The sequence below is a fragment of the Paenibacillus illinoisensis NBRC 15959 genome (assembly GCF_004000925.1).
Classification (GTDB): domain Bacteria; phylum Bacillota; class Bacilli; order Paenibacillales; family Paenibacillaceae; genus Paenibacillus; species Paenibacillus illinoisensis.
On the sequence record NZ_BIME01000001.1, the window covers coordinates 12904 to 31434 of the forward strand.

Consider the following 18531-nt stretch of genomic DNA (forward strand, 5'->3'; position numbering starts at 1 on the left):
CTTTTGTCTTTTTATAATTCCAGTGGTACGATGACATATGGACAGGTATTTATACTATTTCATATTTTCGGAGAGGAACGATCGTCATGTCTTCATTTTCATATACGTCCTATGATGCCATAGGTCTGGCTGAACTGGTTCGCTCACGGGAAGTTTCCCCCCTTGAATTGCTGGAAGCGGCTTACGCTCGCCTAGAAGAAGTTAATCCGCTGCTTAATGCGGTCATTCGTACATATGAAACACGCGCACGCGAGGAAGCCGGCTATGTTCGTCCTGGTGAACAGCCTTTTGCAGGCGTTCCATTGCTCCTCAAAGACATCTCGCAATCGTTGGAGGGGGAAATTCTGACTTCCGGTTCCCGCCTTCTCAAGGATCATCGAGCTTTGCGCAATTCTAACTTTGTATCCAGACTTCGGGATGCAGGCTTCGTTATTATCGGACATACGAACACACCGGAATTTGGCCTCAAAAATATTACCGAGCCACGTCTTCATGGTCCGAGTCGCAATCCATGGAATACGAATCATTCACCAGGGGGATCTAGCGGCGGTGCAGCTGCCGCAGTTGCTTCGGGTATCGTACCCATGGCCGGAGCCAGTGATGGTGGGGGTTCGATCCGGATCCCCGCCTCCTTCAGTGGACTATTCGGACTAAAACCTACTCGGGGACGGACTCCTGTTGGACCAGGTGTAGGCCGTCAATGGCAAGGTGCATCCATCGACTTCGCGCTGTCCCGGACTGTGCGAGACAGTGCCGCCTTACTGGATACCCTGCAGGTCATTCAGCCTGAAGCCGCATTTCATGCCCCGCTCTTTCCAGGCAGTTACTTGGCCGATATGAACTATCCGCACCAACGCAAACTAAAGATCGCGTATACCACGGACTCACCAGTAGGCACCCCTGTTAGTGAGGATTCGAAGGAAGCAGTGTACAAGCTGGTTCGGTGGCTGGAAAAACAAGGTCATCACGTAGAGGAAAAATTGAGTCCGGTGAACGGTGTTCGGTTGATGGAGAACTATTATATGATGAACAGCGGTGAAATGGCGGCGATGATCGCCTCCATGGAGCATGCTATGGGCCGATCTTTGACTTCGGGCGATATGGAGATTGAATCCTGGGTGCTGGCTGAGGCAGGCAAAAAGGTATCGGCTGCGGAATTCGTTCACAGTCTTGCCGAATGGGACGTGGCTGCCGCACAGATGTCTACACTCTTCGAACGATACGACTTCTATATCACACCCGTTAATGCCTTTCCTGCACCAAAGGTTGGAGAGCTAACTCCTCATGAGGAGCAAATTCAGCATCTGATGCAGATTAGCGAATTGGATAAGGTGCATCAGCAGCAATTGATTTATGAAATGTTTGAACCAAGTCTCACCTACACTCCCTTCACCCAACTCGCCAACCTGACAGGCCAGCCTGCAATGAGTGTTCCGCTGCACCTCACAGCTGATGGCTTGCCGATGGGCGTGCAAGTGATGGCAACCAAAGGGCGTGAAGACTGGCTGCTCCATCTGGCTGGCCAATTGGAAGCATCCGGACTGTGGATCGGAATGAATGGAAACCCTCTTTTCCCTGCCTAAGTTAAAGAAAAAGGACAACGATCTAACTCCGTGACCACTTGAGTATATCAAGAGTCACGGAGTTAGTTGTGTGTTCGCTTTTATGGTAACAATAACATTGCGTTATGGATGTGTGTTCAATTTTCAGTTCCGAATTACGGACACCTATTCAGGGTATCCATTTTAGTATCCAATTGGTTTACATAATATATATTACGTAATAAAATGAGAATTTCTTAAATTTCAATGTCACATCCGTCAAAAGGTACATCTCGTTCAATGAGCTTAACAGCATTATCGATTGCGTTTAGTTGTTCTTCTGAAAGTAGATTTTCATCTCCATCCCAATCACCTAACCACCAGAAGAACGAGCTAATTTTGCGGTATTCCATAAACATAGGAATAGTCTTGATCCATCGTTAGCGAGAGCATGAATAAGCTGTGTAAGTACCAAGCCTCTTGGATGAGGTTTCTCGATATCATATTTCCCTGTGCAGCAAGGCATACCCGAAACATGTAAATCTACTAATCAGAACATTATTTATAGTGGTTATTACCGCTCACTAGCAAGTTATTATTAGATTACTCTACTGCCCCGGTGGCGGCGATCCGAAGATCAACTTCGACATCAAACTGGGCACGGGATAGCTCTTTTCCCCAATTGTCCTGCACTTCCTTGTACAACGGGTACTGATATGCCCGTGCATAGAACCCGAAACCGACAGGGTCTATTTCATGCTGCTGGAATTTTTCAATGATCTTCTCAATCGCTACTTTCATTCCCTCGCTCAATTTTTTTTCCATGCCATCGAAATCATCCCGGAGTTCAAATTCAAGAAACTTTTCCGTGATGGCAATAATTGATTTTACTTTTACCTTGTATCGGAATTTCCCGTTCTCATGAGAAGATTTAATCTTTACTGAGGTGCCTCCTAGAGTAAAACTTACTTTATCTATGTTATACGGAACCGTTTGTTGTAGTTTATCCACTGGAAAAGTAAGACTGATTCCGGGTCCCGCCTCCTTTTTCAAAATTTGAAGGAGCGACGTTTCCTGATAGGTTAAGGACGTTCGGTACTGGCCTTTCCGGGAAAGGAGAGTCGTTCCTTTAAGTAGGATCTTGTTATTCTCAATCTTGATTTCCGAGATGGCAGGGGTCATCGCCCGGTCATACAATTGTCGATGCAGCTCTTGCGCAGTTGTTGAGACCGTAGTCGAAATTTTGCTTCCTGATTCGACAATTGCTTTTAAAAAGATGAGTATTGGTGGCTGATCCTTCGATTGGAAGTTAAAAATATCCGAAACTGGACCATCAACTGCGATGATCTTGTCGGTAATTGTATTTCGCGGATCACGGAAAGTAACATCCAATACTTTAAACCAATCCTTGTATTTAAGTAGTTCTTTCCCTACAATAATAACCTGAAAATTCCGTCCTCCTACCGAACCTGGAAATTGAGCATCCTGCTGATTCTTGGACGATCTTAATCCCTCAGCTAACCCTGCCGCTTCGCGGCTTTTCTTTTGAATGTCTTTGCTGAATACAGGCGCGGAGACATAATAATGGAGCTTTTGGTCTTCGACATCCAAGCCCAATGCCAATGGAACGGTAGCATCTTCCAAATTGGTTTTGCCACTTCCGCACCCTGCGATTGAACACAACCATATGCAAAGTACAATAGAAATACCGGTTTTTTTAATCCATTTCATGTTCGTTTCCCTCCCTTCCATTTGTTGAAAATAACGACATACAAAAGAATGGCTGCAGGCAATACGAATTCCATCACAAATCCGATAAGATTGAGTGAATTGTTGATTTGTGCAGCTGCCATAAAACTCGGGCGATAGATGAAAAAACTGACCTGTATGACAATACACCATATAGCAAGGTGAATATTGTCCTTACCTTTTCCCAGCAACGAGACAGAGCATCTGGAAACAATGTGCATGGAGGGAATCCAAATACATGAGAAGATAAACAAATAAAATGCAATAAACAACACTTCGACCCGTTCGATAAATTGAAATTCAATAGACTTCAAAATACTGATCACCGGATCATTGTATTCTCCGATCTCATCAGGACTAAAATAAACAAAGCAAATAATGGTGATCCCCAAATATGCCAGGCAAGTAAGGGAATTGGAGATTACCATAGCCGTCATAGCCTTTTCTTTTTTCACTAAATGAGGGTACAGAAACAAAACCAGTACAATGCCAAGCAAGGGATAGATCATGATTTTTATGGAAGTAAATATGGGAAGCCAACCCTCTTTAAATAGCGGAAGCAAATACAGCCAATGAGCACGATTCAGCGTTGAAACATAAACCAGGGGAATCCACATGGAGAGCATCGAAACAATTTCGGTGTACCGCCCGATCACCTGAAACCCATGCTGCGCAATCTGATAGGTGGGAATCAGAAGCAGAAAGGCCAGAATATAAATTAACGTCGTCGGCAGCAACCAGAGTTTAATGACCAGCGTAGCAACCGCGTAACCGTCATATGCGAGCAGCAAAAAATAAATCATAAATAGAAAAGTAACCAGTTTTGCCGCCCATCGGCCCATATAACGCTGAACTAATTCAAGTATTGTATTGTCCGGATTATGGCTCATTAATTTCACCATTGCCATAGAGGCTAACATCGCGAGCCCCCATCCTAAAAAGACCGTCATCCAACCATCCGTTCCAGCATGTCTTGCAAGCTCTTTTGGAAGAGCCAGGAAGGCAACACTGATCTGGAAAGTAGAAATGATAAGGATGAATTGAAGCGTCGTTATCGGGCGATATGTCTTCATGTACTACTTCTTCTCCTTCCATTCCCTGCTATTTCCTTGTCGTCTTGTCTGGCGTGATCGCGTGCTGATCGGGCGCGTGTTCATCATCCATAACGGCAACCGGAGTAAGGTATCCTTCCAATCTACAGGTCTGAATGGAGCAATAGGTGTACTATAAGACGTGTTAAGCGAGTTTAACGTTATTAATCTGCCGATTATGGTCATCATGCCGACTACCAGTCCAATGAACCCGAACCAGGTGGCGAAAACCATCATCATAAAACGCATTAATCGTACAGCAGCAACCATATCCTGATTCGGAATAATAAATGAGGATATCGCCGTAAACGCAACAACGATAACCATGACATTGCTGATCAAACCAGCCTGTACAACCGCTTGACCAATGACAATACCCCCGACAATGCCCACCGTCTGACCAATTGGAGCTGGAAGTCGAACCCCTGCTTCCCTTAGCATTTCAAGAGTCAGTTCCATGATGATCGCTTCCACGAAAGGAGGAAACGGAACCTGGCCCCTTGATTCACCAAGCGTTAACAACAGCTTCATGGGTATAATTTCATAATGAAATGAAATAACGGAAATGAAAAAGCCCGGCAGAAAAATGGCGACAAAAAAAGCAAAAATTCGCAATGTTCTAAGAAATGACGAGATGGACCATCGGGAACTGTAATCATCAACCGTTTGAAAAAAGGACATAAACGTAACTGGAGCTACCACTACACTCGGCGAACCATCAACGACAACGACACACCGACCTTGCAGTATTTGCGAGGCAGCAGTATCCGGTCTTTCTGTCGTGATGATCTGGGGAAGCAAAGCTAGCGGTTGGTCTTCAATAAACTCAACTAATTCGCCCGTGTTAATAATGGCGTCTACATCAATGGATTGAATGCGTTCTTCAAGAACTTTTACGACCTCAGGATCAACCACATCCTCCAAATAAAGCAGGGATACGGCCGTCTGTCCTCGTCTCCCAACGATATACCGTTTAAGCTTCAGTTCTTTGTCCGCGATATAACGTCGAATCATGGCTATATTTTGAGAACCGTTCTCTATAAATCCTTGATGCGCCCCTTTCAGTGAAGGTTCTTGCTGTGGGTCCTCAATTGCGCGTTGAGGAATACCTTTGGTATCCAGTACATAGGCTTCACTACGCCCTTCAATAAAAAGCACACTATAGCCGATCATAATGGAAAGTTTGAGATCCTCCCATTTAGAATAAGGCTTTACATACCCGACTGTTGTGATGAAGTCTTCCGACGGGTTACCGGACTCTAGCTGAAGTGGAGCAAGGACATCATGATTAAGGATCGTTTTGTCAGTCATTTCGTCCATGTATATGATGGCAGCTTGTTCACCGGTTTGTTTAATGTATAGCTTCCGAATGATCAAGTCGGGAGTATTCGTAAAGATTTCTTGAATTCTGGCGGTGGATTCGTTCAAACTTGGTGTGATGTTATCATCTTTCGAGATTGTGCCAGATGGTTCGTTCATTTTTCACTTCACTCCCTTCTTCAAGCAGCATTTCCTTATTATGACGATTATTCTCGTGTATATGCATTTTGCTTTGGAAAGACACACTCCAAACTTGAAACAAAAAAGCCGCTAAACATAGCGACTTGTAATTGTGTACATTTTTTCCTGATCTGGCCGCTTCACCCGGATGATATAATGCAAGCAAATTAGTTTGCCTTGAGATGTCGGAGATCACTTTAATGATCTGTCCAATCTCCTGCGAGATCCGAACCAGATGATTGAGGCCATCCGACACATGGTTGACGGACTGATGGATGGTGCTCATTGGAGACCAACTTCAGATTCAATTCCAATGTAGATACTAACTACAGTTACCAATTAGACAATAAAATAAGAAACAGGGACACGTCATTACACGCGTCCCTGTTTCTTTCGTTATAAGGAAATATCTAATATACGATAATCTTGTAAAATTACATTTTCCAGCAAACTTGGTTTGATTACTGATGCTCTGCCTTCGCCGTTCAAATTATAGGCAGGAGTACACAACATTGCGCAAACGTCTCTGAACGTAAGGCTCTTGGCTATTAAGCAGATGCTGCGCATACATGACGGTGAGCCCGGAGTCGGGATCAATAATCGCCATGCATCCGGCAGCTCCGCTCCAGCCAAATTCGCCATGAGGGCTTAGTGAACCGCTCTCTGACTTGGATATATGCGTACGGACACCGAGTCCAAAACCATATCCGCCCATATGATCCCAAGAGTAATCAGGGCGCGTCATCTCATTCAGATGATCTGTCCGCATTAATTCCACGGATGCCTGCGACAAAATCCGAACACCTTCAGGGCTGGTACCATGACCAGTGAGTGCGTTCAGGAACAACGCATAATCGCGTACGGTAGATAACAGTCCTGCACCCCCGCTCTCCAATTCCGTACCAACACGGAACCCGTTACCGTCCATGCGGATGGCTTTTTCGAGTTCATCATTGTATGCGTATTGCGGAATCAGACGTGACTGCTGCTCATCGTTCAGATCGAAAGCTGTGTCGTTCATGCCGAGTGGTCCGGTGATTTCTTCCTGCAGATATGTCCCAAAACGTCTGCCGCTTACCACCTCAATCAATGCTCCCAGCACATCGTGACACATGCTATAGTTCCAATGTGTGCCTGGCTCAAACAGAAGCGGTTCCTTCGCGAGCGCTTTCGCAAACTCCCGTGTTGGCAGTTTTCCATCGGTGCTCTGCACGGCTTCTTTGATAGATGGCGCACCAACGTCATACGAGAAGCCTGCGGTCATCGTAAACAAATCTCGTACGGTAATGGCTCTTGTGGCTTTCTCCAATCTGATCTCACCATTCGGCATTATTTTCTTCACATTCATCTCTGCAAACTCCGGCAGATAGTCGGACACTGGATCACTGAGCAGCATATGCCCTCTTTCTACAAGTTGAAGTGCTGCAACGCAAGTCATGATTTTGGTCATGGAATAGAGATTGAAGATGGCCCCATCGGTGATTGGTGTGTTCTCCTCCAGATTAGCGTAACCATTACGATAGTGGAAAACGGTATCATTTTGATGGATGACCATCACCTCAGCCCATGGAATTCTCCAGGATGTGATGCGATCAATAAATGAAGCAAGCGGTTTAAAGTCCATGTTTATCCGTCCTTCTATGTAGAATCTTTTATTATTGCACACTGTGAACCATGGTCACGCCACGAATCACATATTACTACTATACGACCATTTGTAAGCGTTGACTACCATTCGAAATAACTTGTTCCACAAAAACAAAAAAAGCCGCTAAACTAGCGGCTTGAAGGTAACATACATGTCTCTAACTGCAACTAACTCTGTCTTAAACTTAATCTCATGCTGCCTTTTTGATGTTGTAACTACAACGACAAGATTTCAATATATCCTTCTGTTCCATGCACACGAATTCGCTGCCCGTCTTTTATACGTTTCGTTGCGTTCTCCACGCCAACCACTGCTGACAAACCGTACTCACGTGCAATAACGGCTCCATGGGTCATCAGTCCACCTACTTCGGTGACTAGCCCTTTGATGGACACAAATAGTGGTGTCCAGCTAGGGTCTGTAAAAGCAGTAACGAGAATATCTCCATCTTCCAGCTCAGCTTCCTCCATGTCCAGAATCACACGTGCACGCCCTTCGATAACACCGGAAGAGACAGCGAGACCCACTAATGCTTCGGCTGGGAGGTTATCTCTTTTATACTTACCTGTAATGATTTCGCCATCTGACGTGATCACACGTGGAGGAGTCAATTTTTCATATAGCTTATATTCGTCTTTTCGCCTGCGGATCATCTGGTCATCCACTTTACGGGTACTCACCACTTCACGAAGTTCTTCAAAAGTAAGATCATATATATCTTCTTTTTCCCGCAAAACACCCGCTTGAACTAGTCGCTCGGCTTCCTTGAGCAAAGCTTTCTTATAAATGAAGTAACGATGAACCATACCGTATTTGGGGTACTCTCTGTACCCACTCAAATTACGAATGATGTCGATCTTTTCTTTTGTTTCTTGTGCTTTCTGCTCTCCATCAGGCAGCTGCTTCAATCGCTTTAATAATTCCTCTTCTTTTCTCAAAGCCTCCTGTCGCCCTTGCTCAAACTTGCGGCTCCCTTCATTAGGTTTAAAGTTTTTGATATTACCCAGAATCAGTGGAACAAGTGTCAAAGGTTTTTCAATCCAGCGAGTTCGGGTTAGATCAATCTCTCCGGCACAGCGCATTCCATATCGCTCTAGATAGGCAATGATCGCTTCTTGTACTTCCTGGCCACCAGTGAATTGAACAAGATCATCCAGGAATTGATCCTTTTGTACATGTTGTAAGTATTGAACGACCTCAGGATAAGGACGAATCACATCTGCGACATCCAATAAGGCGAGCCCCATTTCGGAAGTGATATTGTTTGGAACAGACTGGGAGATCGCATCTGCTGCGTTTTTTTCACCTAACCATTCGTTCATCTTGTCATTGAGCCAGAATGAAGCATTCATACCCGTTGTTATTACAGCTGAACTTCGCGGGTCAAATAATATCTTTCTAAGTTCCTGGATATCTTCCTGAATAAAATCAATCAAGTCAGATCCTGATTTTGTATGAATCTTTTGTTTCAATTCTTCTATAGATTCTTCATTGTTCTTGATCAAATCCGTAACGATAGACGGATCCTGTTCATTGATTGGTGTTTGAGAGCCTGCTGGGGGCAAACCTCTATTACCTCTACCGGAATTCTCTACTGGGTTGTCGTTCGGTAATGATTTCACAAAATCTCCTCGCTCAATTACAGTCATTAAAGCGTCTTTGATAAGCGGATCGGATTTCCCAAGGGCATTCACAATGTTTTCTCTGGTGACAGGTGAGGCTAGCATAGGCGTTACATCCACGAACAACCTCCCGCCAGCTACACGCATGGGTGCAGGAGTTGTCATGAGATAAAATGACAGTCCGAGTGGTTTGATGGGATCAGTCATCATTTGTTGATGGGCAACAGAAACATACACATGATTTTCTTGATCATTCACTTCAGGGATCGGAAATAACCTTGTAATTGGTCGGCTCTGGACAATGTAGAACGTGCCATCGGACAAGCACCACTCAATATCCTGCGGGCAACCAAAGTAAGCTTCAATCTGTCTTCCTATCCGAGCTAACTCCAAAATGTGATGATCCGCGAGTGTTTGAGCTTTTTGCTGATCAGATTGAATTGTCCGCGTCTCAGTCCCGCCTTCTTTTCGAGCATAGATTGCGAGTTTTTTGGTTGCAATTCTTTTATCGACAATTTCTTCTTCCCTTACCTTATAACAATCAGCAGATACCAAGCCGGAAACCAGTGCTTCTCCCAAACCATAGCTGGCATCGATCGATAAGAGTTTTCGGCTGGACGTCATGGGATCGGCAGTAAATAAAATTCCTGAAGCCTGCGGGAAAATCATCTTCTGAATAATAACAGCCAAGTATACCTGGCTATGATCGAATCCGTTCTGCATACGGTAGATTACAGCACGATCCGTGAAAAGGGACGCCCAACATTTGCGAATATGCTCCAGTATGGCTTCCTTGCCGATGATGTTTAAATAAGTATCCTGCTGACCTGCAAAAGAAGCATGTGGCAAATCCTCGGCAGTTGCACTGGAACGCACCGCATATGCATGTTCATCTCCATACTGGCTGAGGTAGCGGCTTACTGCCTCGACAACCTCGTAAGGAATTTCTGAATTCATAATGATCTGCCGAATCTCTCTGCTGATTTCACCAATTTGATCTCGTTCTTCTACATGAAGCATGGTTAGTCGACTGAGCAAAGAGTGGTATGTCATGTTTTGTTCGATGGCTTTCTGGTATCCCAACGTTGTCACACAAAATCCCTCAGGAACTTGAATCCCTTCCCTCTTGGATAATGCTCCTAGATTCAAACCCTTCCCACCCACAAGCCAAAGCTGTGACTTTTCGATCTCCTGGAAACTGAGAACCATAGAACTCATTCAACATCTCTCCTAATCATCAAATTGAGAAAAAAATCCTTTGACAAGATATCAGCGGCATGCTAAAATAAAAATATAAGATAGACTATCTATACGTAAATACATAAATATACTCGTGAACTGATCATACCATCGTGTTACTTTATATGCAATAATTTTAAAAGGACCTGACTAAATGTCAGGTCCTTTTTTTTGCTATTTCGTTCAATTGTTCCTTCTTCATTTCCTTCCCCATGTGCCCCCTCTCAGACCTTTTTCAATACTCCCGAAAAACCTCACTCGACTTATTCAGTCTATATCAACAACCGCTTATATTTCGCGTTTAGAATCATTCCTCGTTTAGGGCGGTGAACAATTATGTCTTCAATTCTTTTCAAGCAGCTTGATTCGGTTATTCATTGAACAATTCGGAAATAATTTTCTCATACCGCCTATAGGAAGGAAGGACTTCATGAATTCCAACTCTCAATCAGAGAATGATGCTTATTTAAAAGAACTGGGTGCCTTATTTATCCCTTTGGACGAAATGGAGAATCTGGATCGAATGGTTGATGCAATCGGGGATGCAGATATTGTGCTCCTTGGGGAATCAAGTCATGGGACAGCCGACTTCTATCGATACAGGGCTGAACTTTCGAAAAAGCTGATTACAAACAAAGGATTTAACATCATCGGTGTTGAAGGAGATTGGCCCGCTGCTTATCGGTTGAATCGGTATATAAAAGGAGCACCGGGTGCCGATTCTTCGGCAGCAGACGCACTGGGTGATTTTACTCGCTGGCCGACTTGGATGTGGGCGAATACAGAAATTCGTAATTTTGCCGAGTGGCTGAAAGAACATAATGCAGCGAATCGGGATGGACACAATGAACGTTCGAAGGTTGGATTTTATGGAATAGACATGTATTCTTTGTGGGAATCGATGGAGGCCATTATCGGTTATCTGGAGAAAACCAAGTCTCCTCAACTGGAACAGGCGCGCCGGACGTATGCTTGCTTTGATCCATACAACAAGGATCATCAGAGTTATGGTATTGCAGCAGGGTTACTCTCCGAGAGCTGTGAGAATGAAGTGGTTGAACTGTTGAAGCAGATGCAGCAACGACGCATGGCGCACCCGGGTAGTGAAGAAGAATTGGACGCAGAGGTCAACATGCTGGTAACTTCCAGCTCAGAAGCATATTATCGAACGATGGTCCGCGGTGGCCCGGATTCCTGGAATGTACGTGACAGGCATATGGTGGAATCACTGAAGCGTATCATGTCCTATTACGGCTCCTCTGCCAAGGCCATTGTCTGGGAGCATAATACACACATTGGAGATGCGCGAGCAACAGACATGCTGGAAGATGGCATGGTGAATGTTGGTCAGCTGCTGCGTGAGGATGCACAACATCGGGTGTTTGCCGTTGGCTTCGGAACCTATAAAGGAGAAGTCCTTGCAGGAAGAGCCTGGGGAGATCCTGTTGAGAAAATGGTCGTTCCACCCGGGCAGCCGGGAAGCTGGGAGGATTACATGCATCAGGCAGGAGCTGGCCGTAATGGCATGGTCATGCTCTCCGAAGCGTCCTCGTTACTGCATAAAGTCATTGGTCACCGCGCCATCGGTGTGGTATATGATCCGAAGCTTGAACGCTACGGCAATTATGTACCTTCCAGCATGGCGGACCGTTATGATGCGTTTGTCCATATTGATCAGACAACCGCCCTTCAGCCTCTGCCGATCCATAAGGCAGTTGCAACGGAAGCACTTTTTTCGTCGTAACTCTGCTTGGATAAAGATCACATCTCAAAATAATATAAAAAGCGGCAGTCTCTGAATGCATCGATTCAATGATAGAGACTGCCGAAATGCTATTGGATACTACACGGGACCGTAAACCTCAAACTCCCAGATCGAATATCCGTATATGGTTGCACGAACGGTTCCATACATTCGAACATACCGTGCTTGCTCTTCGTCAAAGGTTATGGTCTCAATACCACCCTGACCTGTTGTGGTACTGTATACATCTCGCCAATTCCCCTCTTGACTCGGATCTTCGGCAACCTGTATTCGATAACTCTTGCCATAAGCAGTTTCCCAATACAACCTCACTTCATCTATTGTTTTAATCTCGCCTAAATCCACATATACCCAACCTGGGTCCACTCCCCGTTTTGAACCAAAGCGTGTAGTAAAATTCCCATCATTTACGTATGGGGCGGTATCTTCAACTCCATCACGAGATGAAGCTACTGCGGGACGATGAAGCGCTAAGTTGGTTCTGGGCAGTGGTTCCTCATCTTGAACAGGCCTGATTGTAATATCATCGTAATGTTCCTTGCTCAAAAAGTTCATCTCGTGAAGTGTAGTCGCCGGCTGGCTTGCTCCAGGCATATATATATTTTCAAAGGTCACATCCGTGATCTTGGCACCTTCCATGCCTTTCATTTTCGCAAAACTTTCGCCAGCGTCACGTACCGTAATATCCTTAATCTTGATATCACTGATGGGCCCAACACCGTTATTGCCAGCATTCACCGTAAATAGGGTCATCCAGGCACTATTGTCTTCGTTCTTCCCGCTAATGTCTTCCACATCCATGGATTCAAAGCGAACATCGCTCACCGTACCGGTGCCGTACTTGTGATGGATTGCGAACCCGACTGCTGCTTTATAAACAACGCCATTGCGAAATACGATATTGGACTGATTTTGCATAACACCTTGGCCTACCTTGTATCCATAGCATAACGTCCATGCAATCGTGTCCTCGAATAGCACATCGCGAACAGGCTCAGGACTACCCGGCCATGGCACTCTTCCGGAAGCGATATCCGTATCCGATTTCCATGATTTTGTGGAGAATGGATCATCAAGCGAGATACCAATGCTATTCTGTACAATGACATCTTGAGATTCACAAATATCGATACCATCGTTCTCCCCCATACCCAAACTGTTAAAGAGCTTTAGATTTCGGAAGACAAGATCATCTGAACGCACCGTAACCACAGCCCAGCCCGCTGATTCTCGGATGACAATGCCTTCCATCTCAAAGTGGGTCGTATCGATCGGAACAACCAGGTTATTAATCATTCCTTTTCCATTGGTACTTTTGTCATCATGCAGTGCTTGCCCATTACCGTCAATCGTACCTCGTCCATATATTCGAATGTTCTCGGATTGGAAAGCTGTGGAGATCCACCAGGTTGCCGGTCGTCCCATCGAATCCTTGAACCAGTGCTCCGTATAATCTGAAGTTTTGCCCGTACCTACCAGGGTGGCTCCGGGTGCCATATAGATCGCCGTATTACTTTTTAAGACCAGGTTGGCAATCAAATAAGTTCCTGCAGGTACATAAACTATCCCTTGAGTCCCTCCGCCTTTTAAAGTTCCGTAATGGCTGGCATCTTCTATGGCCTGTTGAATGGCCTGGGTCCTTGCTGAAACTCCAGTGGCTGACGAACCTGAGGATGCCACATGATACGGCGCGGCTCCGATATTAAAGATCCCCTCCCCACTTGAAGCAGGCACATCCGTTTCGAGTGGATCTGCAGCGATGACCATGCGGGTCTTTCGATTATTCATCATTACGATAAGGTATTCGTCAGATTGAGTCGTGAAAGTAATGGTTCTCCCCTCGATCTTGTCCGCTTGGATTCCGAGTTTCTTCGGACTTATCGAATACTCATGCACTTTGTCCGTGTTCAGGATCGTTAATTCGTAAGTGACGGGGCCATCTGACATCGAAAAATGCGCATAGTCATAATCGCTGAACCCCTTCACAACAGGAACAGGCACTCCGTTTGCCTTAAGCGTGTAATTCACGGAACGTGCATACCGGACCGATGGCTCGTAGGTTGTAATTGTCGCTGAACTCACCTGAAGATGCTGTTCTTCACTCTCCAATGCGTTAACGTGAGCATTCGAATAGGGTGTCAGCAGTAAAGCAAAAACTATAGTAAGCATAATGGTTGCACGAAAATGCGTTCTAACCCATGCCATTTCATATCGCCTCCAGTCATTTCATCACCTTAGAAAGCGCATACAATAATTCTCCAGCAAAATTATCCTTAGTTCTAATCATTCAGGAATACGAACCAATCTGGGAGTGGCAGAGAGTCCAAAAGGTACAAACGCATAACGCTCCTGGTAAATAGAAGTATTCGGATCCAGATCCTTATCCGTCCATCCCGGCTTATCCTTAAAGCTGTCTGGGCCTACTTTAACTGGCTCCCCTTTTATATGATGATGTGGCCCGAGCAAGTTCCTGCAGCTTCCGGTCAATTCCAGCTCAATGTGATTTTCTCCTGGTCTAAGAAAATCCGTGATATTGGAGACATACGGCTCCCATAAGAAAAGACGAATCTCTACTCCGTTAATCCTTAACCTGGTGACTGTTGCATCTGGTTGTGAACCAAAATCCCAAAGCCAGGAATCTCCATCACCGAATTGTATTTGGATCGTCTGCGCAACTCTAATGCTTCCTGCGAAGAACGGTAAACCCTGACTTACCAAATCGTCTTCCAGCGAGCATATTTGCAGAGAATCGGCGAGTATAAATGGTCCCTCCGTACATCTCACTCCATGTTCATGACTCACATAACCAGATTGGGAAATGACAGCAAAATCACCGATAATATATATGCTTTCAAGTTCCGTATCCAGTGTAAGCTTATTCGCTTCGGATTCGAATTGGTTTGCCCGAGCCATCGCTGCATACGTTTCAGGTGAATTCCAGAAGTACAGGCTGAACCTGATCTTGTTTCGTCCTTTGAATAGGCATCCTCCGATATTTATCTTTTGGAAAGAGATATCCCTCCACCAACCGCTGCTGATTGATTCAACATCTATTTCATTCACTACAATTTGCAGTTTTTCCGGGTTTTCCACGACTAAATACATCTCTTGCCCGTCAGCAGGTTCGAATGCAAGGTTAATGCTGAATTCCAACTCGATATGAACGGGGGAACCGATCTGCAGCAGCTTTTCCTGAATAAAAATAAGGGGCATTTCCGTAGACCATTCCCCATTCTTTACGCGATACCTGCAGGTATCCAGCGTGATGCTATTCACATCGATTTGCTCGATTTGCCACTGGTTATCCAGATGATAAATATGACTATTGCTTAGGTCCGTTTGAAGCAGATTTATTGGATCGGAGTGACTTTTCACATCATGCTGTGTAAGCAGGAACATATAGGACTGAACAGGATAGAGCGTCAATGCAACCCGCCTACCGCCATCAACCGTTCTTTGGTTCACTGATTTGAGGTCACCGCTTTCCAAATCAATAAGACAAAGCTTCCCCTTTTGATGAATGGTTATTTCAATATCAGAATATGACTCGTCACCTGAATTCACCAAATAGTATAGGTAAGAGTCGTCAAGCTTAAGTATCTGGACGTTAACCATATCAGATGCAATGGAGTTTCCCCACCTGTCATGTAATGAGATCGACGGCGCAACCTGACCGGATATCATCTCGGCTATGGATAAACGGGTATTGGCGGGTTTTAGGGCAGTTTGGATCAAACGATCGATTTCTTCATTCTGTTGTCCATCAATCAAATGAGGATAAGGCTCAAGTGCAATTAACATCCCCCCCTGGAGGATAAACTGATGAAGCAAATGGACTGTCGTGCTGCTTAATGTGACGCATGGAGGTATGACTACAACCGAGTAGCGGGCTTCCCCTACAACGAACTGTCCACCATCAATATTTCCATGTCGCTCCAACATCCCTTCACTTCCGTAATCATGTTCAATGAACGATTGACACAACCAGCGAGACAGCTGCGCAAACGATTGATGATACGGCTCTATCCCTGCTGAATCTGAACCCTGTTGTTCCACCCAGGCGGTGCTGATGGGATGCAGCAACAATACCTCCGCTCGCCTGGAGCCTTCGACCAGAAGCATCGATAACCGGGCAAAGTAATCGTTAAAGCGATGATAGTGTTCCCACCAAGGCTGCTGATAGAAGAGAGAAGGCGGATAATCTCGCTTTCGCAGACCTCTTAGCGAATATGCCTGCAAGTGCTGGCACATGAGATTCATTCCATGAACAAATTGCCACTCGCCGATTCGTTTCAGATCCCGAAAGCTGATATTCCACCCCGTACAACCGTAACTTTCAGTGATGGCCTTTTTTTGGCCGAGTTGACGTACAACAGAGCTGACCTGCTTGGGAACCAGCGGATCTTCGCCAACAGATCGGCCCAGCCAGTCACACCCTGGAATATGCAGGTACTCATAAAAGCAAAGAGGGTCGCCTACCGAGGTAACTTGACTCATAAGCGTTTGTTCGTCTACGACATGACCAACAGACATCCACCCTCTCTCACCGCACCACGTACCCACCTGCTTGGCATAGGCTTCTGTGAACATAGTAGTAACGCAAGACCAATAATCATACCTCATTTTGCGACAGTTATCCGTATCCAGAAACAGTCCTGGAAGAGCTTCAAGAATCGAATAACCGTAACGGCTCTCGAAGACATCCGCTAGCTCCAGTGACCACGGTAGATCACCTCGACCAAACTGCGGTTCATCCGTGAATATGCCTTTGATTGCAGAAGTGTATTTTGGCCCCAGCCTTAGCCAGTAAGCATCGTAAATCATCTCAATAAATGTGCTGACCACATGTTTGCTTAGCGTATCAATATAATACGGATTGACCTCATAATACACGCGGAAGTCAGGTCTGCGTGGATCATCTTGATCAAGGAGATGCAGCTGATCTTCAATCTGAATATAGCTGGCAATCGTCACTTTTTCTTCTTGATTAAAGGGTGCCCACTCGTACGACAGACGCTTTTGCTGATAGGAATGACCGAGGGCAGGCAGCTTTCCGTCTGCGTAACCGCTGGGCCAGCCATTTTCATCATACAGCCACACCTCCATCCCGAGTTCTTGGCACTTCTCGATACAGTATTGGTTTAAATCCATCCACTCCTCACCCATGTATGGTACCGTTAAGCCTCCTCGGGCGTGAATAAAAAAACCCCCAATGCCTGCCTCATGCATTGCTTCGATCTGCCTTAATAGCTCGTGCTTATTTAGATCGTCATTCCATGACCAGAATGGTTTTGTTCGATAACGAGCAGGCGGATCCTTTAGCAGGTTCCATACTGTCATAGTTTATCCACCTCGTTTTAATCGTTTAGGCATAGCTTGATCAGATCATCGATATGTGCCGTGGCCAAACATTCCACCGTATCCGCCGAGCCGTAATAGATTTTCACTTCACCATCAGATTCAAGGATCATCCCGCCAGGAAAGATTACGTTATTCCGGAACCCTCCCTCGATCTCGTAACTTACTTCTGGCGCCATTAAGGGTTCCTTGGCCCTGCCAATGATTTTCTTCGGATTATTCAGGTCAAGCAGCATCAAGCCAGCCGTATACCGCTTCTTCCAGGATGATTCCCATCCATTCTTCCCCCTTGCTGGATCAATATCTACGGCATGGAATGTGGTAAGCCACCCATGCTTTGTCTTGATTGGTGGAGCGGCAGGGCCGATCTTGTCATTGGCAAAAGCAACGTCTTCAACAGCCAGCAGCAAGTCGGAATTGCCCCAATATTTCAAATCCGGAGATTCGGATATCCACATATCGAACCGGTCCATTCCTCCTCGGCTGTACACGGTGAATGGCCGTTCAAGTCTCACGTAGTTTCCTCCGATTTTCTCGGGAAATAATACCATGTTGCGCAAATCCGGCGTGGATAGACTCAAAATTTCAAAGTTCTCAAAATCGTCCGTAACAGCAACTCCACCGCGAATACCATGCTTCGTATCCACGGCGAAACACATATAACAACGACCGTCTAGCACCGTAAGTCTCGGGTCATATGCCCGAATGATCTCTTGATCGCACAGCTTAAAACAAGGCTTAGGCCGTACTTCCCAATGGATACCGTCTCTACTGAAAGCGACTCCAAGGTCCGTGGTATGATGTGGTTCAAGTGTCATCTGTTCGGTGGAGCCGTAATCGTTCCGAAACACCATCACATACGTCCCGTTGAATTTGGTTACTCCTGCATTAAATACAAGTGCAGTCGGGTAAGGAACCCGGGATGCATCCAGAATCGGATTATCCGGATAACGTTGAATGACAGAACTTGAGGTCAAATCTCCGATATGAAGTGAATTCATGGCATATGCCTCCTGGT

At 45.5% G+C, this 18531-nt stretch carries 11 protein-coding genes; 2 read left to right on the forward strand and 9 right to left on the reverse strand.

Annotated features, from left to right (window positions below):
* Positions 1 to 86 precede the first annotated feature (86 nt).
* A complete protein-coding gene (locus tag PIL01S_RS00060) occupies positions 87 to 1583 on the forward strand; it encodes an amidase (RefSeq protein WP_127535704.1) in 1497 nt (498 codons plus the stop codon).
* A 561-nt stretch (positions 1584 to 2144) separates the two neighbouring features.
* Here the strand turns inward: PIL01S_RS00060 and PIL01S_RS00065 are convergent.
* From PIL01S_RS00065 to ppsA, 6 genes are all read right to left on the reverse strand, one after another.
* On the reverse strand, positions 2145 to 3272 hold the full coding sequence (locus tag PIL01S_RS00065; RefSeq protein ID WP_127535705.1) for a Ger(x)C family spore germination protein: 1128 nt from the start codon (positions 3270 to 3272) through the stop codon (positions 2145 to 2147).
* Positions 3269 to 4363: a GerAB/ArcD/ProY family transporter gene (locus PIL01S_RS00070; protein ID WP_127535706.1), complete on the reverse strand. Its 1095-nt coding sequence runs from the start codon at positions 4361 to 4363 to the stop codon at positions 3269 to 3271. The genes PIL01S_RS00065 and PIL01S_RS00070 overlap by 4 nt, the downstream gene beginning before the upstream one ends.
* A gap of 3 nt (positions 4364 to 4366) precedes the next feature.
* A complete protein-coding gene (locus PIL01S_RS00075; RefSeq protein ID WP_127535707.1) occupies positions 4367 to 5860 on the reverse strand; it encodes a spore germination protein in 1494 nt (497 codons plus the stop codon).
* The gene (locus PIL01S_RS00080) at positions 5826 to 6167 is read right to left on the reverse strand and encodes a methyl-accepting chemotaxis protein (protein ID WP_127535708.1); all 342 of its coding nucleotides are present in this window, start codon (positions 6165 to 6167) and stop codon (positions 5826 to 5828) included. The genes PIL01S_RS00075 and PIL01S_RS00080 overlap by 35 nt, the downstream gene beginning before the upstream one ends.
* 204 nt (positions 6168 to 6371) lie before the next feature.
* Positions 6372 to 7505, reverse strand: coding sequence for a serine hydrolase domain-containing protein (locus PIL01S_RS00085; protein WP_127535709.1), 1134 nt, complete (start codon positions 7503 to 7505; stop codon positions 6372 to 6374).
* Between the two features lie 239 nt (positions 7506 to 7744).
* Complete coding sequence (gene ppsA / locus PIL01S_RS00090) at positions 7745 to 10369, reverse strand: phosphoenolpyruvate synthase (RefSeq protein ID WP_127535710.1); 2625 nt, start codon at positions 10367 to 10369, stop codon at positions 7745 to 7747.
* Between the two features lie 451 nt (positions 10370 to 10820).
* Between ppsA and PIL01S_RS00095 the strand changes: the two genes are divergently transcribed.
* Positions 10821 to 12134 carry an erythromycin esterase family protein gene (locus PIL01S_RS00095; RefSeq protein ID WP_127535711.1) on the forward strand — a complete coding sequence of 438 codons (1314 nt, stop codon included), beginning with the start codon at positions 10821 to 10823 and terminating at the stop codon, positions 12132 to 12134.
* Positions 12135 to 12233: 99 nt separating this feature from the next.
* On the opposite strand, the gene PIL01S_RS00100 is transcribed toward PIL01S_RS00095, so the two are convergent.
* The 3 genes from PIL01S_RS00100 to PIL01S_RS00110 all read right to left on the reverse strand — a co-directional run bounded on the left by PIL01S_RS00100 (position 12234) and on the right by PIL01S_RS00110 (position 18514).
* Positions 12234 to 14360: a galactose-binding domain-containing protein gene (locus PIL01S_RS00100; protein WP_127535712.1), complete on the reverse strand. Its 2127-nt coding sequence runs from the start codon at positions 14358 to 14360 to the stop codon at positions 12234 to 12236.
* 78 nt (positions 14361 to 14438) lie between these two features.
* Positions 14439 to 17495 carry a glycosyl hydrolase gene (locus PIL01S_RS00105; RefSeq protein ID WP_127535713.1) on the reverse strand — a complete coding sequence of 1019 codons (3057 nt, stop codon included), beginning with the start codon at positions 17493 to 17495 and terminating at the stop codon, positions 14439 to 14441.
* A gap of 17 nt (positions 17496 to 17512) precedes the next feature.
* The gene (locus tag PIL01S_RS00110; protein ID WP_127535714.1) at positions 17513 to 18514 is read right to left on the reverse strand and encodes a glycoside hydrolase family 130 protein; all 1002 of its coding nucleotides are present in this window, start codon (positions 18512 to 18514) and stop codon (positions 17513 to 17515) included.
* Positions 18515 to 18531: the final 17 nt, after the last annotated feature.

Excerpts from the sequence above, each read along its gene's own strand:
- PIL01S_RS00085 (WP_127535709.1), bottom strand. The coding sequence starts at position 7,505 with ATGGACTTTAAACCGCTTGCTTCATTTATTGATCGCATCACATCCTGG.
- PIL01S_RS00105 (WP_127535713.1), bottom strand. The coding sequence starts at position 17,495 with ATGACAGTATGGAACCTGCTAAAGGATCCGCCTGCTCGTTATCGAACA.
- PIL01S_RS00070 (WP_127535706.1), bottom strand. The coding sequence starts at position 4,363 with ATGAAGACATATCGCCCGATAACGACGCTTCAATTCATCCTTATCATT.
- PIL01S_RS00065 (WP_127535705.1), bottom strand. The coding sequence starts at position 3,272 with ATGAAATGGATTAAAAAAACCGGTATTTCTATTGTACTTTGCATATGG.
- ppsA (WP_127535710.1), bottom strand. The coding sequence starts at position 10,369 with ATGAGTTCTATGGTTCTCAGTTTCCAGGAGATCGAAAAGTCACAGCTT.
- PIL01S_RS00095 (WP_127535711.1), top strand. The coding sequence starts at position 10,821 with ATGAATTCCAACTCTCAATCAGAGAATGATGCTTATTTAAAAGAACTG.
- PIL01S_RS00110 (WP_127535714.1), bottom strand. The coding sequence starts at position 18,514 with ATGAATTCACTTCATATCGGAGATTTGACCTCAAGTTCTGTCATTCAA.
- PIL01S_RS00080 (WP_127535708.1), bottom strand. The coding sequence starts at position 6,167 with ATGAGCACCATCCATCAGTCCGTCAACCATGTGTCGGATGGCCTCAAT.
- PIL01S_RS00075 (WP_127535707.1), bottom strand. The coding sequence starts at position 5,860 with ATGAACGAACCATCTGGCACAATCTCGAAAGATGATAACATCACACCA.
- PIL01S_RS00100 (WP_127535712.1), bottom strand. The coding sequence starts at position 14,360 with ATGGCATGGGTTAGAACGCATTTTCGTGCAACCATTATGCTTACTATA.
- PIL01S_RS00060 (WP_127535704.1), top strand. The coding sequence starts at position 87 with ATGTCTTCATTTTCATATACGTCCTATGATGCCATAGGTCTGGCTGAA.